19 protein-coding genes and 3 tRNA genes are annotated in these 22,653 nt (G+C 66.0%); 14 read left to right on the top strand and 8 right to left on the bottom strand.

What is annotated here, in order from left to right:
- Positions 1–254: 254 nt before the first annotated feature.
- From rimM to CK620_RS00650, 6 genes are all read left to right on the top strand, one after another.
- Positions 255–926, top strand: coding sequence for a ribosome maturation factor RimM (gene rimM / locus CK620_RS00625; RefSeq protein ID WP_095549058.1), 672 nt, complete (start codon positions 255–257; stop codon positions 924–926).
- A 43-nt stretch (positions 927–969) separates the two neighbouring features.
- Entirely contained in the window at positions 970–2,208 is a 1,239-nt protein-coding gene (locus CK620_RS00630) for an O-succinylhomoserine sulfhydrylase (protein WP_095548693.1), read from the top strand.
- A 49-nt stretch (positions 2,209–2,257) separates the two neighbouring features.
- Positions 2,258–3,679: a glutamate--tRNA ligase gene (gene gltX / locus CK620_RS00635; RefSeq protein WP_095548694.1), complete on the top strand. Its 1,422-nt coding sequence runs from the start codon at positions 2,258–2,260 to the stop codon at positions 3,677–3,679.
- A 132-nt stretch (positions 3,680–3,811) separates the two neighbouring features.
- Positions 3,812–3,887 (top strand) — tRNA-Ala (locus tag CK620_RS00640).
- Positions 3,888–3,923: 36 nt separating this feature from the next.
- Positions 3,924–3,999, top strand: a tRNA-Glu gene (locus CK620_RS00645).
- A gap of 53 nt (positions 4,000–4,052) precedes the next feature.
- Positions 4,053–4,129, top strand: a tRNA-Asp gene (locus CK620_RS00650).
- 263 nt (positions 4,130–4,392) lie between these two features.
- Here CK620_RS00650 and CK620_RS00655 read toward each other — a convergent pair.
- The 6 genes from CK620_RS00655 to ugpB all read right to left on the bottom strand — a co-directional run bounded on the left by CK620_RS00655 (position 4,393) and on the right by ugpB (position 11,109).
- On the bottom strand, positions 4,393–7,005 hold the full coding sequence (locus tag CK620_RS00655) for a TonB-dependent siderophore receptor (RefSeq protein WP_095548695.1): 2,613 nt from the start codon (positions 7,003–7,005) through the stop codon (positions 4,393–4,395).
- Positions 7,006–7,253: 248 nt separating this feature from the next.
- A complete protein-coding gene (locus CK620_RS00660) occupies positions 7,254–7,682 on the bottom strand; it encodes a type II toxin-antitoxin system VapC family toxin (RefSeq protein ID WP_238945955.1) in 429 nt (142 codons plus the stop codon).
- Entirely contained in the window at positions 7,679–7,933 is a 255-nt protein-coding gene (locus tag CK620_RS00665; RefSeq protein WP_095548697.1) for a type II toxin-antitoxin system Phd/YefM family antitoxin, read from the bottom strand. Before CK620_RS00665 ends, CK620_RS00660 begins: the two co-directional genes overlap by 4 nt.
- 103 nt (positions 7,934–8,036) lie before the next feature.
- Positions 8,037–9,113: a FecR domain-containing protein gene (locus tag CK620_RS00670; protein WP_095548698.1), complete on the bottom strand. Its 1,077-nt coding sequence runs from the start codon at positions 9,111–9,113 to the stop codon at positions 8,037–8,039.
- 11 nt (positions 9,114–9,124) lie between these two features.
- Entirely contained in the window at positions 9,125–9,637 is a 513-nt protein-coding gene (locus CK620_RS00675; RefSeq protein ID WP_095542850.1) for a sigma-70 family RNA polymerase sigma factor, read from the bottom strand.
- Between the two features lie 167 nt (positions 9,638–9,804).
- Positions 9,805–11,109: a sn-glycerol-3-phosphate ABC transporter substrate-binding protein UgpB gene (gene ugpB, locus CK620_RS00680; RefSeq protein WP_095548699.1), complete on the bottom strand. Its 1,305-nt coding sequence runs from the start codon at positions 11,107–11,109 to the stop codon at positions 9,805–9,807.
- Between the two features lie 264 nt (positions 11,110–11,373).
- On the opposite strand from ugpB, the gene serA reads away from it, so the two are divergent.
- A complete protein-coding gene (gene serA, locus CK620_RS00685; RefSeq protein WP_095542852.1) occupies positions 11,374–12,603 on the top strand; it encodes a phosphoglycerate dehydrogenase in 1,230 nt (409 codons plus the stop codon).
- Between the two features lie 170 nt (positions 12,604–12,773).
- Here the strand turns inward: serA and tyrS are convergent, their stop codons facing one another.
- Positions 12,774–14,018 (bottom strand): tyrosine--tRNA ligase, encoded by a 1,245-nt coding sequence (gene tyrS / locus CK620_RS00690; RefSeq protein WP_095548700.1) that lies wholly within the window; start codon positions 14,016–14,018, stop codon positions 12,774–12,776.
- Positions 14,019–14,505: 487 nt separating this feature from the next.
- Between tyrS and CK620_RS00695 the strand changes: the two genes are divergently transcribed.
- Positions 14,506–15,858 (top strand): M23 family metallopeptidase, encoded by a 1,353-nt coding sequence (locus tag CK620_RS00695; protein WP_095548701.1) that lies wholly within the window; start codon positions 14,506–14,508, stop codon positions 15,856–15,858.
- A 137-nt stretch (positions 15,859–15,995) separates the two neighbouring features.
- The gene (locus CK620_RS00700) at positions 15,996–16,796 is read left to right on the top strand and encodes a zf-TFIIB domain-containing protein (protein WP_095549059.1); all 801 of its coding nucleotides are present in this window, start codon (positions 15,996–15,998) and stop codon (positions 16,794–16,796) included.
- A 177-nt stretch (positions 16,797–16,973) separates the two neighbouring features.
- On the opposite strand, the gene CK620_RS00705 is transcribed toward CK620_RS00700, so the two are convergent.
- Positions 16,974–17,471: a Signal transduction histidine kinase gene (locus CK620_RS00705; protein WP_095542854.1), complete on the bottom strand. Its 498-nt coding sequence runs from the start codon at positions 17,469–17,471 to the stop codon at positions 16,974–16,976.
- A 183-nt stretch (positions 17,472–17,654) separates the two neighbouring features.
- Between CK620_RS00705 and CK620_RS00710 the strand changes: the two genes are divergently transcribed.
- The 5 genes from CK620_RS00710 (at position 17,655) to CK620_RS00730 (ending at position 22,590) form a co-directional block, all read left to right on the top strand.
- On the top strand, positions 17,655–19,133 hold the full coding sequence (locus CK620_RS00710) for a malonyl-CoA decarboxylase (RefSeq protein ID WP_179290531.1): 1,479 nt from the start codon (positions 17,655–17,657) through the stop codon (positions 19,131–19,133).
- Between the two features lie 245 nt (positions 19,134–19,378).
- On the top strand, positions 19,379–20,254 hold the full coding sequence (cobA, locus tag CK620_RS00715) for a uroporphyrinogen-III C-methyltransferase (protein WP_095549060.1): 876 nt from the start codon (positions 19,379–19,381) through the stop codon (positions 20,252–20,254).
- A 20-nt stretch (positions 20,255–20,274) separates the two neighbouring features.
- On the top strand, positions 20,275–21,618 hold the full coding sequence (locus CK620_RS00720; protein WP_095549061.1) for a BaiN/RdsA family NAD(P)/FAD-dependent oxidoreductase: 1,344 nt from the start codon (positions 20,275–20,277) through the stop codon (positions 21,616–21,618).
- A gap of 131 nt (positions 21,619–21,749) precedes the next feature.
- Positions 21,750–21,962, top strand: coding sequence for a 30S ribosomal protein S21 (gene rpsU, locus CK620_RS00725; protein ID WP_095540517.1), 213 nt, complete (start codon positions 21,750–21,752; stop codon positions 21,960–21,962).
- Positions 21,963–22,143: 181 nt separating this feature from the next.
- Complete coding sequence (locus CK620_RS00730; protein ID WP_095548703.1) at positions 22,144–22,590, top strand: GatB/YqeY domain-containing protein; 447 nt, start codon at positions 22,144–22,146, stop codon at positions 22,588–22,590.
- The last annotated feature ends 63 nt before the right edge of the window (positions 22,591–22,653 follow it).

The following is a 22,653-nucleotide window of genomic DNA, read 5'->3' on the forward strand; positions in this document are numbered from 1 at the left end:
TCTTGCAAGATTTTTCGGGCCGTCTAATTTTTTAGTGCCGCCCGTTGCCATAGACAGGCTCTGGCCACGCAAGTGGTGCAGCGCCTGTTTTTTATTGTGCCCGGCGTGTGCGCCTGCTGCGTCTGGGCATGGGCCTTGCTTGGTGCCGTGGTTTTCATCGGCGCCGGCGTGTTCAAGCCACTGGAGACCTTGCTTTCATGCAGTATCGCAAGCGCAAGCCCACCCATTCCTCTGCAAGCTCCCGCGTGCAAGCCATGCCTAAGGCATTGGCCGATGCAGCTGCGCCAGCAGGGCCGCAGCTGCGCCAGGCATTGGCGCAATTGGCGGCTGAGGCGCCGCCCGAGCCGCTGATTGACCTGGCGCGCATCACTGGAGCGTGGGGCGTGCGCGGCTGGATCAAGCTCGCGCCGTTCAGCGCCGATGCCGATGCGCTGCACGAGGCGCGCGACTGGTTCATTGCCCCGCCCGATGCGCAGCGCCGCCAGGGCCCGCGCCATTTTGATGCGCCATTACAAGTGCGTGTGCTGCAGCTGAAGCCGCAAGGTGATGCGTTGGTGGCGCAGCTGCAGGGCATTGACGACCGCGACGTGGCGCAGGCCCTGCGCGGCGCCACCATTGCCTTGCCGCGAAGCGCCTTTCCGGCGTTGCCCGAGGGCGAGTTTTATTGGGTGGATCTGCTCGGCCTGCAGGTGCGCAACCGGCAGGCGGTGGTATTGGGCACGGTGGCGGAGATGCTCTCCAACGGCCCGCAGTCCGTGCTGGTGGTGCGCGAGCAGCCCCCGGCCGATGTGCTGAATGCACTCAATGCCCCCGGAGCGCCTGCGCCGCGCCTGCGCGAGCACCTGATCCCCTTCGTCGATGCCTATGTGGACAGCGTCTCGCTGGCCGATAGGCAAATCGTCGTGGACTGGCAGCCCGACTACTGATGGCGCCATGCCATGCGCACGCCTGCCGCGCGCAAGCAACTCAATGGAATTTCCCGTGACCGATCCCGAAACCTCTTCGCCCTTGCCCGAAGGCCTGCACCGCCAGAGCCTGGCCGTGCGCCAGGCCTTGGCGCCCAGCCAGTATGGCGAGCATTCCGAAGCCCTGTTCCTCACCAGCAGCTATGTGCAGCCCGATGCCCAGACCTCGGCGCAGCGCTTTGCCGGTGAGCAGCCGGGCTTTACCTACACCCGCACCGCCAACCCCACCGTCACCAGCTTCGAGCAGCGCCTGGCCGCACTTGAGGGCACCGAGTGCGCGCTGGGCACGGCCACCGGCATGGCGGCGATCGCCACGCTGGCCTATGGCCTGCTGCAAAGCGGCGACCACATCGTGGCATCGCGCTCCATGTTCGGCTCCACCATCAGGCTGCTGGGCAGTGAGCTGCAGCGCTTTGGCGTGGAAACCAGCTTCGTCTCCCAGACCGACGTGAACGAATGGCGCCAGACCATTCGCCCTGGGCGCACCAAACTGCTGTTTGCGGAGACGCCCACCAATCCGCTGACCGAAGTCTGTGACATCCAGGCCCTGGCCGATCTGGCGCACAACAGCGGCGCCTGGCTGGCGGTGGACAACTCCTTTCTGACGCCCGCGCTGCAACAGGCCGCTGCGCTGGGAGCCGATTTCGTGCTGCACTCGGGCACCAAATTCCTGGAAGGGCAGGGCCGGGTGATGGCTGGCGCAGTCTGCGGCAGCCATGCGCTGGTCGAGCAAAAGCTCGGCCCCTACCTGCGCACGGCCGGCTTCAGCCTCTCGCCCTTCAATGCCTGGGTCGTGCTCAAAAGCATGGAAACCCTGTTCGTGCGCATGCAGGCCCAGAGCCGCCATGCGCTGGCGCTGGCCCAGTGGCTGGAGCAGCACCCCAAGGTGGGGCGGGTTCATTACCCTGGCCTGGCCAGCCATCCGCAGCACGCGCTGGCCATGCGCCAGCAAGGCGGCGCCGGCGGCGCGGTACTGGCCTTTGAAGTGCCCGGCCAGTCGCCCGAGCAACTGCGCGCCAACGCCTTTGCCGTCATCGACCAATGCCAGCTGCTCAGCCGCACCACCAACCTCGGCGATGTCAAGACCACCATCTCGCACCCGGCCACCACCTCGCACGGCCGGTTGAGCGAGGCACAGCGCCAGGCCGCCGGCATTGGCCAGGGGCTGCTGCGCATCTCGGTCGGGCTGGAGCACCCGGACGACCTGCAGCGCGACCTGCAGCGCGGCCTGCAGGCCTTGTGAGCCGCCATTCGAGCCCCCATTCGCCCTACTCAACACCACCGCACGCACCATGAGCACCCAACCCACTGGCGGCAAAGTCCGCACCCGTTTTGCCCCGTCGCCCACCGGCTTCATCCACCTGGGCAACATCCGCTCCGCGCTCTACCCCTGGGCCTTTGCCAAAGCCAATGGCGGCGACTTCATCCTGCGCATCGAAGATACCGATCAGGAGCGCTCCACCCAGGCCGCCGTCGATGTGATCCTGGAAAGCATGGCCTGGCTGGGCATGGAGCCCGACGAAGGCCCGTTCTATCAAATGCAGCGCATGGAGCGTTACAAAGAGGTGCTGGCGCAGATGCAGGCCCAAGGTTTGGTCTACCCCTGCTACATGAGCGTGGCCGAGCTCGACGCGCTGCGTGAGCGCCAAATGGCCGCCAAGCAAAAGCCCCGCTACGACGGCACCTGGCGCCCCGAGCCGGGCAAACAACTGCCGCCCGTGCCCGAAGGCGTGCAGCCTGTGCTGCGCTTCAAGAACCCGCAAGGCGGCGTGGTCGCGTGGGACGACAAGGTCAAAGGCCGCATCGAGATCAGCAATGACGAGCTGGACGATTTGGTCATCGCCCGCCCCGATGGCACGCCCACCTACAACTTCTGCGTGGTGGTGGACGACATCGACATGGGCATCACCCACGTCATCCGAGGTGATGACCACGTCAACAACACCCCGCGCCAGATCAATATCTTCCGCGCGCTGGGCAAGGAGCCGCCCGTGTATGCCCACCTGCCCACCGTGCTCAACGAGCAGGGCGAGAAGATGAGCAAGCGCCACGGCGCCAAGGCCGTGACGCAATACCGCGACGAAGGCTACCTGGCCGATGCCATGGTCAACTATCTGGCGCGTCTGGGCTGGAGCCACGGCGACGACGAAATCTTCTCGCGCGAACAATTCCTGCAATGGTTTGATCTCGACCATCTGGGCAGCAGTGCTGCGCGCTTTGACGAAGCCAAGCTGCGCTGGGTCAATGCACAGCACATGAAAATGGCCAGCGACGCAGCCCTGGCCGAGCTGCTGGCGCCGCGCCTGACTGCGCGAGGCATCCAGGCCAGCGCCCTGGCCGATGGCCGCCTGCCGGCCATCGTCGCGCTCTTCAAGGATCGTTGCGAAACCCTTGAAGATCTGGCCCGTTGGGCCCAGCCGTTCTACAGCGAGCAGCCCAGCATCAACCAGGCGGACTACGAGCAGCACGTCACCGAAACCATCCGCCCGGCGCTTGACGCCTTGGCTCAGGCCCTGGCCGCACTGCCTCAGTGGCAGGCTGCGCACATCAGCGCCGCCTTCAAGCAAGTGCTCAAGGAGCAGGGCCTGAAAATGCCCCAGCTGGCCATGCCCGCGCGCGTGCTGACCATGGGCGTGGCGCAGACGCCATCCATCGATGCCGTGTTCGAATTGATGGGACAGAAAAAAATTCTCGAACTTTTGCAAAAGCGCTGAAAATTGCTATACAATGCGAGGATTCGCTGATGACGAAATCTTGAAAGCCAAGTTAAAGACAAAAGGCTGGCAAGAAGAAAGCAAAAGCGGAGACCAGCAAAAGCCCTGGGGCAACCCAAGGCAGCAAAATTCGGGGGTATAGCTCAGCTGGGAGAGCGCTTGCATGGCATGCAAGAGGTCAGCGGTTCGATCCCGCTTACCTCCACCAAAATACCAGGCCGCAAGGCCTGAGTCCAAAGGCTACGACCCTATCGTCTAGAGGCCTAGGACACCACCCTTTCACGGTGGGTACCGGGGTTCGAATCCCCGTAGGGTCGCCAAGTTCAGAGCACTTGGCCGGTTGCATCAAAAGCCGGCGAACGCTCCGCTACCAGGAGCGGTAGTTCAGTTGGTTAGAATACCGGCCTGTCACGCCGGGGGTCGCGGGTTCGAGCCCCGTCCGCTCCGCCAAAATAAACCCCTTTGCAGCATCGGTTGCAAAGGGGTTTTTTCTTGCGCAAAGCCTGCACAGCTTGCACAGCTGCTGGCAGCGGCACACAGTTTTCTCGTTGCAAAGCGCAGCCGGGCCGCCAGGCCCGGCGGGCGCTCACCAGCGCCAGCTCACGCTGGCTATCACCTTGCGAGCCTCTCCGTAGAAGCCCCGGTAGGTGCAGCTGGCGAGGTAGCGTTTGCCGGTGAGGTTGCGCACGTTCAGGCAGCGGCCAAGAGGCGCTTCAGAAGCGGTACTTCGCGCTCAGCACCACGGTGCGGCGCTGGGTATAGAAGCACTCGAAACCGCCCCCGGCGCCGTTGAAGCAGGACGGGATGTGCACCTTGTCGGCCAGGTTGTTCACGCTCAGCGCCATGCGCCAGGGGCCGCGCTCGTAGCTCAGGCTGGCGTCGATGAAGGTGGCCGAGGGGTTTTTCCAGGTGTTGGCGGCGTCGTTGTAGGTGCTGCCTACGTGGCGCACGCCCAAGCCTGCGCCCAGGCCGCTGAGGGAGCCTTGGGGCGCGCGCCAGTTCAGCCAGGCGCTGGCGGTCTGGCGCGGTACGAAGGCGGGCACTTTGCCAATGTCGCCGTCGTTGCTGTGGGTGATCTTCAGATCGTTGTAGGTGTAGTTGGCCAGCACTTCCCATTGCCGTGACAGGGCCGCCTTGGCTTCCAGCTCGATGCCGCGCGAGCGGACAGCGCCGGTCTGCTTGTTGTGATCGGGGTTGTCCAAGTCGGTGGTCAGCACGTTGGTCTTGCGCAGGTCGTAGAGGGCGGCGGTGAACAGTTGGCGGCCGCCTTCAGGGGCGTATTTCACGCCCAGTTCGTACAGCTTGCCGTGCGTGGGCTTGAAGGCGCGGCCCTGGGCGTCGGTGCCGATTTCCGGCTTGAACGATTCGGCGTAGCTGAAGTACGGCGTCCAGCCCGAGGGCAGCAGCCAGTTCAGGCCCAGCCGTCCGCTGAACTGGCGGTCGCGCTGGCTTTGATGGCTGCCTGCCAGCAAGTCTCGCTGGTGCTGGCGCACCCAGTCCATGCGGCCGCCCACGGTCAGCAGCCATTGGGGCGACAGGCGCATCTGGTCTTGCACGTACAGGCCGAGCTGGCGGCGACGTTCGTTGTTGTGGGTGTCGTCCGGCTCCGGCGAGACGGTGACGGGGCCTTGCCCATAGCGCGGGTTGTCCACGTCCAGCGGGGGCGCGCTGCCGTTGTGGGTGCGTTCACGCAGGCGCTGCCACTCCGCATCCAGGCCCAGCAGCAGCTGGTGGCTGACGCCGCCGGTGTGCATGCGCCCTTGCAAATGGGTGTCCATGCCCAGTTGCTGGCTTTTCTCGCGAAACAGGTTCACCCAGCGTGTCAGGGTGCGGCCATCGGGCTGCATCTCATCTTCGTTGATGCGGCGGAATTCAGCATCCACGCTGGCGTAGCGCAAGTTCTGGTGCAAGGACCAGGCGGGGCTGAAGCGGTGCTGCAACTGGTAGCCGATGGAGGCCTGATCGTGGTCGAAGCCACTGAAGTCTGGCTCTCCCATCAGCAGGGCTTCGTCCGGGTTCCAGACGGAGCGGCCGCGCGGCGTGTGCGGGAAGGCAAAGCCCTTGTTGCGGTCACGCAGAAGTTCGGTCGACAGCGTGAAAGAGGTGTCGGCATGGGGCTGCCAGGTCAGCGAGGGCGCCAGATAGAGACGCTGGTTGCGCACGTGCTCGCCGCTGGCGTAGCGTTCGGGGTAATCCGTGCCCATGCCCACGCCCACCAGGCGGTACAGCAGCTTGCCCTGCGCATCGGCCTTGCCGCCCACATCAAAGGCCAGCTGGCGGCGGCGCTGGTTGCCCAGCTGCACTTCCACCTCGCGCACGGCCTCGGCCTGCGGGCGCTTGCTCACACGGTTGATGAGGCCGCCTGCGTCGCCCTTGCCGTACATCGTGCCGGCCGGGCCGCGCAGCACTTCCACGCGCTCCAGCCCGTAAGGGTCAACGCGCTGGTTGGCGAAGTAGCCATGCGTGGTGCGCAGTCCGTCGAGAAACTGGCCGTCATTGACCACCAGGAAGCCGCGCACATGCGCCCAGTCGAAACCGCGCGCGTCCGGCCCGTAGACCTCGGTGGACACGCCGGGCGAATAGCGCACGGCGTCCATCACGGAAATCGCGCCGCGGTCTTCCAGCTCGGCGCGGCCAATCACGCTGACGGACTGCGGCGTCTCCAAGAGCGGCGTATCGGTCTTGGTGGCCGTGGCGCTGCGGCGCGCGGCGTAGCCGGTGACGGGGCCGGTGGCCGTTTCGGGCGCGGCCTGCACGGTGACGGCGGGCAGGGTTTGCGCGCTGGCGCCGGCGGCGCGTGCGGGGGCCGGGGCGCGGCGCAGCGTGAAGCTGCCGTCGGCCTGTTGCTCGGCTTGCAGGCCGCTGCCGGCCAGCAGCGCGGTCAGGCCGCTTTGCGGGCTGTGGCGGCCTTGCAGGGCGGGGGCCTGGCGGCCCTGGGTCAGCGCGGGGTCGAAGGACAGCAGCAGCCCGGCCTGCCCGGCAAAGGCCGCCAGCGAGGCGCCCAGCGGCCCGGCGGGCAGGTTGTAGTGGCGCGTGGCCGGGGTGGTGGCTGGGGTGGCTGTGGTGATGGCGGCAGCGGTTTGGGCCTGGGCGCTGCGGGCGGGCAGCAGCGCGCCGCCAGCGGCCAGGCTGGCCGTGGCGAATGCGGCCAATGCCAGCGCGCTGGGGCGCAGGCCATGCGGCTGCGCCCGTGCCTGTATGGCGGCTGGCGTGAGGCGGCGGGGGCGGCCTGTGGCCAGAGTGGCGGCAATGGCTGTGGGGCCGGCGGCGGGAATGACGGCGGAAATGACAGGGGGAAAAGCGATGGAAATGGCGCGGCGGGCCATGGGTGCTCCTTTCGTGGCGGCATGGGAGGGTCAATCAAGCTGTGGCTTGGCGCGCCCTGCCGCCCACGCACCTGCATGCACCTAGGGCACATGCAGGGCCGGGGCAGCCACACGCCTGGCTACCCCCTATGCCGCATGAGCGCGCAAAAGGGATACGGGCGGGGTGAAATTTTTTTGTGAAGGCAGGTCCGCAGGGCTGGCAGGCAGGCGCGGGCCGAAATCAAACGGCGGTTTGCCGGGCGCTGCGCCTATGGCGCTGGCGCCCACGGGTTGACGAGCGGCACGCCGGTGGGCGCGAAGTCGGCCAGGTTGCGCGTGGCCACGCGCATGCCATGCACCAGTGCCGTGGCGGCGATGAGGGCGTCGCGCTCGGCGCGCCGATCAGGCACGTGCAGCCGGGCGCAGCGCTGGGCCACGGCGGTGTCGATGGGCAGGGTGCGGGTGGCGAATTCGGGCAGCACGCGCTGCTCCAGCCAGGCGCGCAGCAGGGCGCCCTGGGCGGCGTCCTTGCGTTCGATGGAGAGCACGCCCAGCTCCAGCTCCATGACGGTGATGGCGGAAATGAACAAGTCGGCCGCGTCCACGCTGCGCGCCCAGGCGGCGACCTGGGGATCGGCCTTGCCGCCTTGCACGTTGCGCAGCTCGGACAGGACGTTGGTGTCGAGCAGGTACATCATGCGAGATCGGCGGGCTCGGCGCCCAGGCGCAGGCGCGGGGGCTCGAAGGCGATGTCCTCCACGCCGGGCATGGCCAGCGCATCGGCAATGCTGCGCTGCTGCCGGGTCAGGCGCTGGTAGTCCTCGAAGCTGAGCAGCACGTGCGCGGGCCGGCCACGGTCGGTGATGAGCACGGGGCCGCACTGGGTGGCTTTCTTGGCGCGCGTCACGTCCTGGTTCAGCTCCCGGCTGGATAGGGTGGTGATGGTCATGGGCGGCCTCCTTTTGAACAGGTGCTTAAAAAGTAGGTAAGTTACTACTTTCGTGGCGGCTCGGCAAGCAGGGTGTTGGCAAAGGCCCTTGCGCAGGGGCGTTTCAACCAATCTCCACCACTGCGCCTTCGCCCTGGCCCCGCTGGCGGATGCGCAGGCGCAAGGTGGCGGCGAGCATGCGCAGGGCGCGGTCGGGGTCGCTCAAGGGAAAGGTGCCGGAGATGCGCAGCGCCTGGGCGGCGGGCAGCACGCGGATGGCGCGGCCGCTGTGGCGGGCCAGGGCGGCGGCCCAGTCGGGCAGGGGCATGGCGTCGGCGATGAGCAGGCCCTGGCGCCAGGCGGTGTCGGCCTCGCGGGCGGCGGTGGCGGGGGCGATGGCCTTGCGCGTGAAGCGGGCCTGCTGGCCGGCGTGCAGGGTGCGGTGCGCGGCGCTCGGGGCGTCGTCCGGCTCGATGCGCACCGCGCCTTCGTAAACGGCGAGCAGGGTGCTGCCGCCATCGCCGCCGGGTGCTGCGTCCGGCTGCCCGTCCAGTTGCCCATCCAGCTGCCGCACGGCAAAGCGCGTGCCCAGGGCCTGCATGCGCCCGTGCGCGGTGCTGACGATGAAGGGGCGCGGCGGCTGGGCGTTGTCGGCGGCGGTGTGCACGTACAGCTCGCCTTGGCGCAGGTGCAGCAGGCGCTGGCGGCGGCTGTAGCGCACGTCGAGCTGGCTGCCAGCGTGCAGGCTGAGTTGGCTGCCGTCGTCCAGTTGCAAGTCCAGGTTCTGGCCGGGCAGGGCGGCGTAGTCGGCGTCCATCCAGTGGCGCCAGTGCTGCCAGGGCTGGCGCTGCCACAGCAGCCAGCTGGCGGGGGCGATCAGCAGTACCAGGGCCGTGCCTTTGGCCACATTGGCAATGCGGGCCAGGCTTTCGCGGCGGCTGGCTTGCGTGCTGGCGTGCAGGGCGGGGCCGGCCAGCGGGGCTGGCAGGGCGTTGAGCTGGCCCAGCAGGCGCTCGGCGCGCTGCCAGGCGCGCTGGTGCTGCGGGCTTTGCTGGCGCCAGGCGGCCAAGCGGGCTTGTTCGGCGGGGGGCAGGGGGCCGTCTTGCAGCTGGGCCAGCCAGGCGGCGGCTTCGGCCAGGATGCGCTCGTCGATGGGCTCGGCGATGGGGGCGCTGGCAGGGTGGTTGAGCGGCTCGGCCATGGGGCGCGGCGTCAGTCCTCGGGCATGAGGTGCAGGCAGGCCAGCCAGGCGCGCTGCATGTATTTTTTGACGGTGGGCACGGACAGGCCCAGGGCGGCGGCGATGTCGCGCTGCTTCATGCCGTCGAACTGTGCCATCAGAAAGGCTTGGCGCACGCGCGCGGGCAGGGTGTGCAGGGCGTCGTCGAGCTGGTGCAGGGTTTGCAGGGTGATGGCGCGCCGCTCGGGCGAAGGGGCGTGCGCCTCGGGCAGGGCGGCCAGGGTTTGCAGCCAGGCGGCTTCCAGCGCGCGGCGGCGCAAATGGCTGGCGGCCAGGCCGTGGGCAATGGTGCCCAGATAGGCGCGCGGCTCGCGCAGCTCGTGCAGCGCATGCGGGCGGCCCAGCAGGCGCACGAAGGTGTCGTGCGCCAGGTCGGCGGCGGCATCGCCATCGCCCAGGCGGCGGCGCAGCCAGCTGTGCAGCCAGCCGTGATGGCGCAGATACAGGGCTTGGACTTGCTGCTGATAAGCGGGCGCGAGGGACATTGGCTGGGCCTGGCCGGGACGGTATCGAGAGTGGTTCTTATTCTATTCAGGGCCAGGCATGGCTTGGCGCAGTCAGGGGCAGTGAGCGGAAAAAAAGCCAGCGCAGGCGCTGGCTTGGAGGGTTGCGCCGGTTGCCCGGCGCTCAGTGATCAGAGTGGTTGGCGCGATCAGCGGTTGGCGCGCTCGAAGCGTTCGAGCTGCTCGTTGCCGCGCTGCACGATGGCTTCCAGGGCCTCTTTAGGGGTTTTCTTGCCGGCCCAGATCTGCTCGGTTTCCTCATCGGCAATGGTGCGGATCTGCACGAAGTTGCCCAGGCGGATGCCGCGCGATTTGTCCGTGGTCTTGCGGATCATCTGCGTCACGGCCACGTCGGTGCCGGGGTTTTGCCCGTAGAAGCCAGCCTTTTCCGTCAGCTCGAAGGCGGCGGTGGTCACGGGCAGGTAGCCGGTGCGCTGGTGGCTGGCCGCCTGCACTTCGGGGCTGGAGAGGAAGCGGAAGAAGTCGGCCACGCCCTTGTATTCCTTCTCGCTCTTGCCGGCCATCACCCACAGGCTGGCGCCGCCGATGGCGGTGTTCTGCGGCGCGCCTTCGACGTCGGGGTAGTAGGGCAGGGTGGAGATGCCGTAGGGGAACTTGGCCTCCTTGCGCACGCGGGCGTACAGGCCCGAGGAGCCGGTGATCATGGCGCATTCGCCCGATGGGAAGGTGGCGTCGGCGGTGTTGCCGCGGCCCTTGTAGACGAAGCTGCCGTCCTTGGCGGCCTTGGCCAGGTTCTCGAAGTGGCGCAGGTGCAGCGGCGAGTTCACCAGCAGGCGGGCGCCGTTGCCGTCAAAGCCGTTGTTGGCGCTGGCAAACAAGGTGTTGTGCCACAGCGAGAAGCTCTCCAGCTGCGTCCAGCTGATCCAGCTGGTGGTCAGCGCGCACTTGTGGCCGCTGTCCTTGAGCTTGCCGGCCGCCTCGAACACTTCGGGCCAGGTCTTTGGGGCCTTTTCCGGGTCCAGGCCGGCGGCTTTGAAGGCGTCCTTGTTGTAGTAGAAGACCGTGGTGGAGCTGTTGAAGGGGAAGCTCAGCATCTGGCCGTTGGGCGCGGTGTAGTAGCCGCTGACGGCGGAGATGTAGGCGCCTTGGTCGAACTTCAGGCCGGCATCCTCCATGACCTTGCTCACGGGCATGGTCGCCCCCTTGGCGGCCATCATGGTGGCGGTGCCAACCTCGAAGACTTGCAGGATGTGCGGCGCATTGCCGGCGCGGAAGGCGGCAATGGCGGCCGTCATGGATTCGTCGTATTTGCCCTTGTAAGTGGGCACGATGCGGTACTCGCTCTGGCTTTCGTTGTATTGCTTGGCCAGGTCGTTGACCCAGTCGCCCAGCGCGGCAGACATCGAATGCCACCATTGGATTTCAGTCTGGGCCTGGGCGCTGCCAACGGCCAGGGCGGCTGCAGCGGCGAGAGCGAAGTGACGCAGTTTCATTGGAACTCCTTGCGTATTTGGGGAAGCGGATGAAAACCGAGGGGGCTGCCGCAAGATCTGCGGCAGGCGCCTTCTGAAAGCGGGGGCGATGGTAAGGCAGTTTTGTGACAAAAAAGTGTCAAGGTTTTCCCCAGGTTGGGCCTCTTGAGCGGGCCTGGGACAGCAGGTGTTACCTAGGGTTAATGCTAATATCCGCACTTTTCGCGCAGGCGGTCAGGGCATCTTGTTCTGGCTTGCGCTGGATGCATTTCGGGTGGGCAAATCATGGGTAAGACATCGCTGGACAAGGGCAAGATCAAGTTTCTGTTGCTGGAGGGCATCCACCCCTCTGCCGTGGATGTGCTCAGGCAGGCCGGCTACGACAATGTGGAGACGGTCTCCAGCGCGCTGCAAGGCGATGAGCTCAAGGAAAAGCTCGCCGACGTGCATTTTCTGGGCATTCGCTCGCGCACGCAGCTGACGGCCGATGCGCTGGCTGCGGCCAACAAGCTGGTGGCCGTGGGGGCGTTTTGCATCGGCACGAACCAGATTGACCTGCAGGCCGCGCGGCAAAAAGGGGTGGCGGTGTTCAACGCGCCCTATTCGAATACGCGCTCGGTGGCCGAGCTGGTGCTGGGTGAGCTGATCCTGCTGCTGCGCGGCATTCCGCAGAAGAACGCAGTGGCGCACCGCGGCGGCTGGCTCAAGTCGGCCACCAATTCGTATGAGACGCGTGGCAAGACGCTGGGCATCGTCGGCTATGGCTCCATCGGCTCGCAGCTGTCGGTGCTGGCCGAGTCGCTGGGCATGCACGTGATTTTTTACGATGCCATCACCAAGCTGCCGCTGGGCAATGCGCAGCAGGTGGGCAGCCTCAAGGAGCTGCTCGAACGCAGCGACGTGGTGACGCTGCACGTGCCCGAGCTGCCTTCTACCAAGTGGATGATCGGCGCCAAGGAGCTGGCCGCGATGAAGGATGGCGCCATCCTCATCAACGCCTCGCGCGGCACGGTGGTGGAGATCGAGCCGCTGGCCGAGGCCTTGAGGAGCAAGAAGCTGCTGGGCGCGGCCATCGACGTGTTCCCGGTCGAGCCCAAGTCCAATCAGGATGAGTTCGTCTCCCCGCTGCGCGGCATGGACAACGTCATCATCACGCCGCACATCGGCGGCTCGACCATGGAGGCGCAGGCCAACATCGGCCTGGAAGTGGCGGAAAAGCTGGTGCGCTACTCGGACAACGGCACCACCACCACCTCGGTGAACTTCCCCGAGGCGGCGCTGCCGGCGCACGCCGGGCGCGACCGCATCCTGCACATCCACAAGAATGTGCCGGGCGTGATGTCGGCCATCAACCAGATCTTCTCTGACGCCCAGCTGAACGTGGCGGCGCAGTACCTGCAGACCGATGAGGCCATTGGCTACGTGGTGATCGACACCGAGCCGGGTGGCGCCAGCAAGGTGCTGGAGCCGCTGCGCCGCGTGCCTGGCACGATCCGCGCTAGGGTGCTGTTCTGATCGGATCACCGGGCTGGCCCAGGGGCTGGCGCCGGCCTCACGGCGCAAGCTCTGCCGCCCGCGAGGTGCGCCATGCCCCAAGAAAAAGCCGCTGATTCCAGCGGCTTTTTCTTGGCGCGAGCAGGTTCTGCTCGCGCCGAGGGCATGAGCCGGCGAACCGGCTCTTGGGTTCAGCTCAGATGCACGCGCGCGAACTTGCGCTTGCCCACCTGCACCACGTAGCTGCCGGCAGTGAGTTTGAGGCCGCGATCGCCGACGGTGCTGCCATCGACGCGCACGCCGTGGCCATCGATCAGGCGGTTGGCCTCGCCGGTGGAGGCCGTCAGCCCGGCGGATTTGAGGATCTGCCCGATGCCCAGAGGCGCGCCGCTGAGTTGCACTTCGGGGATGTCCTCGGGAACGCCGCCTTTGCTGCGGTTGATGAAATCCTGCTCGGCGGCCTCGGCGGCGGCGGCGCTGTGAAAGCGCGCGGTGATTTCTTTGGCCAGCAACACCTTGGCGTCCTTGGGATTGCGGCCTTGGGCGACCTCCTTGCGCAGCGCGTCGATTTCGGCCAGCGAGCGAAAAGACAGCAGCGTGTACCAGTCCCACATCAGCTCGTCGGAGATCGACAGCACCTTGGCAAACATGGTGTTGGCGTCCTCGGTGATGCCGATGTAGTTGTTCTTGGACTTGGACATCTTGTCCACGCCATCGAGGCCGACCAGCAGGGGCATGGTCAGCACGCACTGCGGCTCTTGGCCGTATTCCTGCTGCAGATGGCGCCCCATGAGCAGGTTGAATTTCTGGTCGGTGCCGCCCAGCTCCAGGTCGGCCTTGAGCGCCACGGAGTCATAGCCCTGCATCAGCGGGTAGAGGAACTCGTGGATGCTGATCGACTGGCCGCCATGAAAGCGCTTGTGGAAGTCATCGCGCTCCATCATGCGCGCCACGGTGTATTTGGAGGCCAGCGCAATCATGTCCGCCGCGCCCAGGCCATTGCTCCATTCGCTGTTGTAGCGGATCTCGGTCCTGTCCGGATCCAACACCAGGCTGGCCTGGGTGTAGTAGGTCTGGGCGTTGGCCTTGATCTGCTCCTCGGTCAGCGGCGGGCGGGTGCTGTTGCGCCCGGAAGGATCGCCAATGCGGCCGGTGAAGTCGCCGATCAGGAAGATCACTTGGTGCCCCAGGTCCTGCAACTGGCGCATCTTGTTGAGCACCACGGTATGGCCCAGGTGGATGTCCGGGGCGGTGGGGTCCAGCCCCAGCTTGATGCGCAGCGGCTGGCCGCTGGCCTCGGCGCGTTGCAGCTTGGCCAGCCAGTCGGCCTGCGGCAGCAATTCCTCTGCGCCACGCAGGCTGATGGCCAGGGCTTGCTGCACGGCGGCGCTGGGCGGTTGCGAGGGGTGGGGGCTGGGGGAGGCAATAGTTGACATGAGAATAAAAGTAAATCCGCTTGGTAAAACGGGCAATCCCGCTATACTGCCCTGTGTTTTTGCGGGCTTATTGTATGGAAGCTCAGGCAGCAAATGAACTTTCCCAGGTGTCGCTGATCTGCCTGCTTCGTGCCATTGGCCGCATTTTTTGAATCTTCTTCCAAGCCTGCTTTGTGCCGCATGCATGGCCGATGCATCGGGTACGGTGGCTACAACCGCCTGATCCCTTGCGTGGCATGCGTGCTGCAACATTCTTTTGCATGCGTCTGGAGCCAAGCCCTGAGCTTTGACCCCGGGCAAGCGCAGTTGCAGTCGCTGTGGCGGAGGCGCTTTCCGGGGCGCTTTTTGCACTCTTGTGGCTGCATGTGAAAGGATGGCAGGTTTGTTTTTGTGTCAGGACAGTCCCTTGAACTCCGAGCAGTCAGCTTTCCCGCACCCTGTTTCTCAAGACGCTGCACCGACTTTCCCCGAAGCGTTGCCGCATCCGATGGCCCCACAAGGCCAAGCCGATGCAACGCCTGCAACTGGGCGCAGCCCGGTGGCCAAACGCCTGATGGGCGCAGTCAGCGCATTGCTGCTGTTGGGCGGTGGCGGCGCCTTTGCCGTGGCCAACTTGCAGGGCGAGCAGGAGTTGATTTTTCCGCGTCTGGCACAGTACGAAGTGCCTTCGCTGTTGGATGGGCAGAACATCGGCAGCCTGCTGGGCCAGAGCGATTACCTGCTCTACCGCAGTGAGCGTCTGCGCGCCAACGATACGGCCGAGGGCCTGTTGCAGCGCCTGGGCGTGAGCGATCCAGCGGCTGCAGCCTTTCTGCGCCGCAATGCCCTGGCGCACAAGAATTTGTGGGGCCGCCATGGTCGCTTTGTCACCGCTGAGGTCAATGCCAACCACGAGCTCGAACGCCTGACGGCGCGCTGGGTCAACGACGACAGCGGCTTCTTCCAGCGTCTGGTGGTGCAGCGTGGCACCGATGGCGAAACCTTCTCGGCCGAGTTGGATCGTGGCGAGCTGACCAAGAGCACCCGCCTGGCCAGTGGCGTGATCCGCAGCTCGCTGTTTGCGGCCACCGATGAGGCCAACCTGCCCGATCCGGTGGCGGTGCAGATCGCCGAGATGTTCTCTGCCGAGGTGAACTTCCACAAGGACTTGCGCAAGGGCGATACCTTCACCGTGGTCTACGAAACCCTGGAAGCCGATGGCGAGCCACTGCGCAGCGGCCGCGTGCTCAGCGCTGAATTCGTCAACAAGGGCAAGGCCCACCAGGCGCTCTGGTTCCAGGAGAGCGAGCACGACAAGGGCGCGTATTACGCGCTCGATGGCTCCAATTTGCGTCGGGCTTTCCTGTCCTCGCCGCTGGAGTTCTCGCGCGTCTCCAGCAGCTTTGGCAGCCGCTTCCACCCGATCAAGAAGACCTGGCGCAACCACAATGGCATCGATTACGCAGCGCGCACCGGCACTCCCATTCGCACCATCGGCGATGGCGTGGTGCAGGAGTCGACCTGGAGCAACAGCTATGGCAATGTGGTGTACATCGACCATGGCGAAGGCAAGGTCACGGTCTATGCGCACATGGATCGCCGCGATGTGAAGAAGGGCGACAAGGTCACGCAGGGCCAGTTCATCGGCACCGTGGGCTCAACCGGCATGTCCACCGGGCCGCACCTGCACTTTGAATTCCGCATCAACGGCGAATTCAAGGACCCGCAGATCATCGCCAAGGACAGTGCTGCCGCAGCGCCGATCGCCAAGGAAATCAAGCAGCGCTTTGATACTTTGGCCGAAGCCGCGCGCATGCACTTCGAACTCGCTCCGCTGATGACCCAGGCCAGCGCCGAGTGATCGGCCCGGGCGGGCGCGGCATCTGCAGCGTTTGCACCTTCTGCCTGAAATGGCAGCCACGTTGCTGACTTGCGCCGACATGGCAGCGCTGCGCGCCCCCGAGCCCATGCGGCATCGCAACCCGCAGGAATATGCGCATGACCGAACAAGCCGCAGCAGATCTTGCCAATGCGCAGTGGCAGCCCGCCGCGCCGGCCTGCCCCTCATGCCGTGAGCCTATGCAGGCGCTGCACGTGCAGTCCCACCGTGGCGAGCCGGTGGAGCTGGACTTGTGCTTTGCCTGCCATGGCATCTGGTTCGACTGGCGTGAAAACCTGCAGCTCTCGGCCCAGGGCGTGCTGGCGCTGTTCAAGACCTTGCATGAGCACCGCGATGAGCCGCACCGCCCGCTGGGCCAGCGCATGCAGTGCCCGGCCTGCCGCACGACACTGCAGCGCGGCACGGACCGTACCCTCAGCGGCGCTTACGTCACCTACCGTTGCCCGGCGCGACATGGGCGCTTTGGCACTTTCTCCTCGTTCATGGTCGAGAAAGGTTTTGTGCGCCACCTCAACCCAGCGCAGCTGCATGCGTTGGCCGAGACGGTGCGAACCATCCATTGCAGCAGTTGCGGCGCCACCGTCGATCTGCGCCGCGATCACGCTTGCCCTTACTGCCGCTCGGCCTTTGCATTGCTGGATCCGCAGGCCGTGGAGAGGGCCTTGCAGAAGTACCACGGCAAGGCGGCCCCCGCTGCTGCCGATGCAGACAGCGAAAAGTTGCGCGAAGCCACGGCCCGGGCCGAATGGCTGATGGCGCAGGAGCGCATCCGGGCCCAGAACGCGCAGCGAGAGCGTGAGGAGGGCGGAGGTCTATGGGGCAAGGACCGCTTCGCCGACGAGCTGTGGTCCATGGGGCTGGATACGCTGTGGCGTCTGCTGTCGCGCTGGCTGCGCTGAGAGGGCTTGTTCACACGCCCTCAGCTTGACAGGGCAAAAGCAGCCGATTGGGCCAGTCTGCGATGCTGAAAGACCGTACCGGGGCACTGGCCCTGTGTGCGCCATGGCAGCTTGCATCCCATCATCATCCCAAGCCCCTTTGAGCCCACTGCGCCGAGGCTGGTGGGCAGAAGGCTTTCAGCTATCGCGCTGCTCGGGGCTGGGGTTCAGCGGCAGCTGTGGCGCGGGGTTGTGGCGCAGCTGGTTCTCGATCTGGCCGATGTAGGCTGCGGTGCTGTTGTCGGAGTCGTCCACGCGGCTGTAGATGTGGTCTTCCAGCTCTTCCATCTGGCGCAGCAATTCTTCCTGGCCCTGCTTGTGCTGCTCGGCCAGGAAGCTGCGCAGCTCGGTAAAGCGCGAGGCCTCGGCCTTGTCGGCCAGCTCGCGCTGCTGCTTGAGCTCTTTGGTGTAGCGGTGGTAATCCATGATGACCGTGCTGTGCAGCCACAGTACATAGGCGATGAACAAGGAGCCCAGCAGGCACATCAGCACCAGCAGGATGATGCCGATGGGCGCATGCACCACGGCAAAGCCCAGCGAAACATCGGTGGGCACGATCAGCGCGTCCCAGTTGAAGTAGTACAGCAGGCCGATGCCCAGGGCCAGAAGAATGATGAGTCCCAGTCGTGCGTTCATGCGTGCAATCCTTGTGTGATGTGGTGGGCCAAGGCGAGGCCAAAGTGTCCCGCCGGTGTCGGCCGCTGCGGTTTCCCGCTGGCCTTGGGCTGGGCGCGTCGTGCGGCGAGATTATCATGTATCGCCTCTTGCCTGCGTCGTGGTGGCGCAGGCGTTCGAGCCCCTAGCCCTGGAAAGTACCGCATGCCCCCGACGACTCTTTCTGCAGACTCTCAGACCGATGCCCGTGGCCTGGGATTGATGCGCCTGTGGCGCCGTTTCATGGGTGGGCGCGAGCATGGCGAAGAAGTCGCCAGCGCCAGTGAGGCGCTGGACAAGCGCCAATGGCAAAAGATTGACACCCTATTGCACGAGGCGGCCACGCAGACCGACAGTGACAGCCGCGTGCGCGCCCGTGCGCGGCAACTGCTTGACGCCTATTTGCATGCCAATGCTGCCGACAGGCTGCTGTTCATGCTGCGCCTGGCCCAGGGCTTTCATGTGGACAAGGCGGCGCTTGATCGGGCCATTACCGCCTATCAGGCCGCTTCCGAAGGGCCTGAGAGCCTGCGTGCCCAAGCCGAGCTGGCCCAGGCGTTGGAATCCCCTCGGCTGCGCGTGCTGCGGCAATTCAACCTGCTGCCCAACGGCATCCACGCCTTGGTGCAAATGCGCGCCGAGCTGCTGCGCTCGGCCCACCAGGAAGAGCTGCAGCCGCTGGAGCAGGATTTGCTGCGCCTGTTCACCCTGTGGTTCGATGCCGGCTTTCTGGAGCTGCAGCGCATTGGCTGGGGCTCGCCGGCCTCGCTGTTGGAGAAAGTCATCCGCTACGAGGCGGTGCACGAAATCAAGTCCTGGAACGACCTGCGCAACCGACTCGACTCCGACCGCCGCTGCTATGCCTTTTTCCATGGTCGCATGCCCGATGAGCCCTTGATTTTCGTCGAGGTGGCCTTGGTCAAGGCCCTGGCCGACAATGTGCAGGCCCTGCTCGACGAGGCCCAGCCCACGCAGGATCCGGCCCAGGCCACGACGGCGATTTTTTATTCCATCTCCAACGCCCAGTCCGGTCTGCGCGGCGTGAGCATGGGCGAATTCCTCATCAAGCGCGTGGTCGAGCAGCTCACGCACGAATTCCCCAAGCTGCAGAAGTTCGCCACCTTGTCGCCCGTGCCGGGTTTTGCCAAATGGCTGCAGGGTCGGCTGGAGGATGCCCAATACCGTCAGCGCATTCCGCTGCAGGTCAAGCTCCTCATCGAGGAAGAAGAGCAAGGGGCACAGGCGCCGCTGGAGCGGCTGCGCCAGCTGCTGCGCGCGCCGCAGGAGGCAGCGCAGCCCGGGCAACAGTCCGCTGGCGAGGCGCTGGGCAAGGACGACATGGCGGCGCTGCGCCAATGGCTCATGGCCGAATGCGCGCACTACCTGCTGCTGGAAAAGCGCCGCCAGGAGCCGCTGGACCCCGTAGCGCGCTTTCACTTCGGCAATGGCGCCAGCCTGCAACAAATCAACTGGATGGGCGACAGCTCGGACAACGGCATGCGCCAGTCGCTGGGCCTGATGGTCAATTACCTCTATCGCCTCGACGCCATCGACGAGCAGTACCAAGCCTATGCGCGCGAGGGCAAACTGGCCTACTCGCCCGAGGTCAAGAAACTGCTGGCCAGCAAGCAGCCGCAGCGCTGAGGGCCTGCTCGCGGCTGAGGGCTGTCATCAAAATTGCCGCGAATGGCGCTCGTCCCAGGTCGGGATGGGCGCGGCGCGATGATTCTGATGACAGGCCCAGGCGCTGCGGGCCATTGAGGCAAGGTTTGCTGTTGGCGCTGCTGACGCTGATGGCGCGCGCTGAGATTCGCGCACAATACACGCCCTTTGGATTTGAAAGCCCAGCGGCGGGGCGCAGTGCCCCCGCTTGCCTTGCCTTGTGCCGTATGCCTACACGCATTCTTGATTCCACCTGGCCCACCAGCGCGGCCGCCGCGCCAGCGTCGTTGCGGGCGGATGGCCCCAATGGCTCGCACGCCCTGCGCAGCCCCGGAGCATGCTGGCTGGTTGGCGCCGGGCCTGGTGATCCCGAGCTGCTCACGCTCAAGGCCGTGCGCGCCATTGGCCAAGCCACGGTGCTGCTGGTCGATGACTTGGTGGGCGAGCAGGTACTGGCCTTTGCCGCGCCCACGGTGCGAATCATCCACGTGGGCAAGCGCGGCGGTGGCCGCAGCACGCCTCAGGCCGAGATCGAGCGCTTGATGATCGAGCAGGCCATGGCCGGCGAGACGGTGGTGCGCCTCAAGGGTGGGGATCCTGCGATCTTCGGTCGCTGCGGCGAGGAGCTGCAGCGACTGCATGAGGCGGGCGTGGCCGCGCAGGTGGTCAACGGCGTGTCCTCCGGCGTGGCGGCGGCCACGGCGCTGGCCGCGCCGCTGACGCACCGCGACTTTGCCCATGGCGTGCTGCTGGTGACGGGCCATCTTGCGCCAGGCCAGCCTGCCATGGATTGGCCGGCGCTGGCGGCCACGGCCCATGCCTGCCGCCTGACCCTGGTGATCTACATGGGGGTGCGCGGCGCGCAGGCGATTCAGGCAGGTCTGCTGCAAGGCCTGCCGGCGCACACGCCGGTGGCGGTGGTGCAATCGGCCTCGCTGCCGGGCGAGAAACGCCTGCTGACCGAGCTGGGTGCGATGGCGGCGGACATGCAGGCGCAGCACATCGCCAGCCCAGCCATCATCATCGTGGGCGATGTGCTCAAGGCGCGCCAGTGGCTGGAGCAGGCGCCGCAGGCCGCTGCGCTGGCGGCTGCGCCCTGCTGATGGCCATGGACTCGCCACCCATGCCACTGCAGGCCAGCGCTGCAGCCTCGTCGGCCCAGTTCGACGCCATCGTGCTGGGCGCGGGCGCAGCTGGCCTGTTCTGCGCGGCGCAGGCGGGCCAGCGTGGGCTGAAGGTGCTGCTGATTGACCATGCGCGCCGCCTGGCCGAGAAGATTCGCATCTCCGGCGGCGGGCGGTGCAACTTCACCAACCGCGATCTGGACGTGCGCGCGCCGCAGCGGCATTTCATCAGCGAGAACCCGCACTTCTGCCGTTCGGCGCTGTCGCGTTTCACGCCCCAGGACTTCATGGCGCTGCTGCAGCAGCACGGCATCGGCTTTCATGAAAAGCACAAAGGCCAGCTGTTTTGCGACCAGGGGGCGCAGCACATCATCGACATGCTGCGCCGGCTGTGCGAGCAGGCCGGCGTGCAGCTCTGGCAGGGCTGCGAAGTGCAAGGCGTGGAGCAACTGCCGCAGGCGCTGGCGCAGCCTGTCGATCAGACCAGCGCCGCGCCGCGCTATGCCGTGCGCACCGCGTGCGGCCAGGTGCAGGCCGCGCAGCTGGTGGTGGCCACAGGCGGGCTGTCCATCCCCAAGATTGGTGCCAGCGACCTGGGCCACCGCATTGCCCGCCAATTCGGGCTGCCGCTGGTGCCTTGCCGTCCAGGATTGGTGCCGCTGACTTTTGCCGCTGCCGATTGGGCTGCCTATGCCGCACTGGCGGGCTTGGCCGTGCCCGTGGCCATCGGGACGGCAAACGCGGCAGGTACGGCGCCCGGCGGCAAAGGGCGCGCGGCGGCTGCGCCGGTATTCCATGAGGATTTGCTGTTCACGCACCGGGGCCTGTCCGGCCCGGCCATCCTGCAGATATCGAGCTACTGGCAGCCCGGGCAGGCGTTGCAGATCAACTGGCTGCCCGGGCTGGATGTGCCGCAGGCCTTGCAGGAGGCCAAGCGCAGCAGCCGGCGCCTGCTGAGCAATGTGCTGGCGCAGTGGCTGCCGGCGCGGCTGGCTGATGCCTTGCTGGCCCAGCAACCGCAATGGCAGCGCCCCATCGACCAGGTGGGCGACAAGGCCCTGCAAGCGCTGGCGGTGCAGCTGACGCAGTGGCGCATCATCCCCAGCGGCACCGAGGGCTATGCCAAGGCCGAGGTCACCATCGGCGGCGTGGACACGCGTGCGCTGTCCTCCAAGACCATGCAGAGCACGGCGCACCCAGGCCTGTTCTTTATTGGCGAAGTGATGGATGTGACCGGCTGGCTGGGCGGCTACAACTTCCAGTGGGCCTGGGCCAGCGCCTATGCCTGCGCACAGGCGCTGGAGAAAACCTGCCCGGCGCAAGCGCAAGCGCAAGCGCTATAATTTGCAGCTTTGCTGGCAATTGCCCCGTTGGCCATACTAGTTACTGAACAAACGGGGCGAAACCGCCGGATGCCGGTTGCAAGGCCTGATCTCCCTTGTACAGCGCATTTGGCCATATTTGATTGATCTGAATGACTACCATCCGCGTCAAAGAAAACGAGCCGTACGAAATCGCCTTGCGCCGCTTCAAGCGCACGATCGAAAAACTGGGCCTGCTCAACGAGCTGCGCGCCCGTGAGTTCTACGAAAAGCCCACGACTGAGCGCAAGCGCAAGAAAGCCGCTGCCGTCAAGCGCCACTACAAGCGCGTGCGCAGCATGCAGCTGCCCAAAAAGCTGTACTGATTGCCTGCTGCCATGGCGCACGCCGTGGCCTGCGCCTGAAAAAACCGCTCCAGGGACGCCTGGCGCGGTTTTTTTGTGCCTACGGCGCGCACGGCGCCGTAAGCCTGCCCGCTGGCTGGCTGGCTGGATGCGCAGCGCGTGCACAATGGCGCATTTGCGAAAACTACGGAGAAATACCGTCATGAGCCTCAAAGAACGCATCACCGAAGACATGAAGGCTGCCATGCGCGCCAAGGAAAGCCAGCGGCTGGGCACGATCCGCATGCTGCAGGCGGCCATCAAGCAGCGCGAGGTGGATGAGCGCATCGAATTGGACGACGCGGCCATCGTGGCCATCGTGGACAAGCTCATCAAGCAGCGCAAGGATTCCATCGCCGCCTTCGAGCAGGCTGGGCGGCAGGATCTGGTCGCGCAGGAGCAGGCCGAGCTGCAGGTGCTGCAGGTCTATCTGCCTGCACGCCTGTCGGCCCAGGAGGTGGCTGCCGCCGTGGCGCGCATCGTTGCCGATGTGGGCGCCAGCGGCCCGGCAGACATGGGCAAGGTCATGGCCCAGGCCAAGCAGGAGCTGGCCGGCAAGGCCGACATGGGGGCTGTCTCGGCAGCGGTGAAAGCCGCGTTGGCAGGCTGAGTCTGCCGCCCATTTGCGCCGCGATCGTCCATCGCTGCGATTCGTGCTGAGCTGCCCGTGGGG

Source organism: Vandammella animalimorsus (genome assembly GCF_002285285.1).
Lineage (GTDB): Bacteria > Pseudomonadota > Gammaproteobacteria > Burkholderiales > Burkholderiaceae_C > Lampropedia > Lampropedia animalimorsus.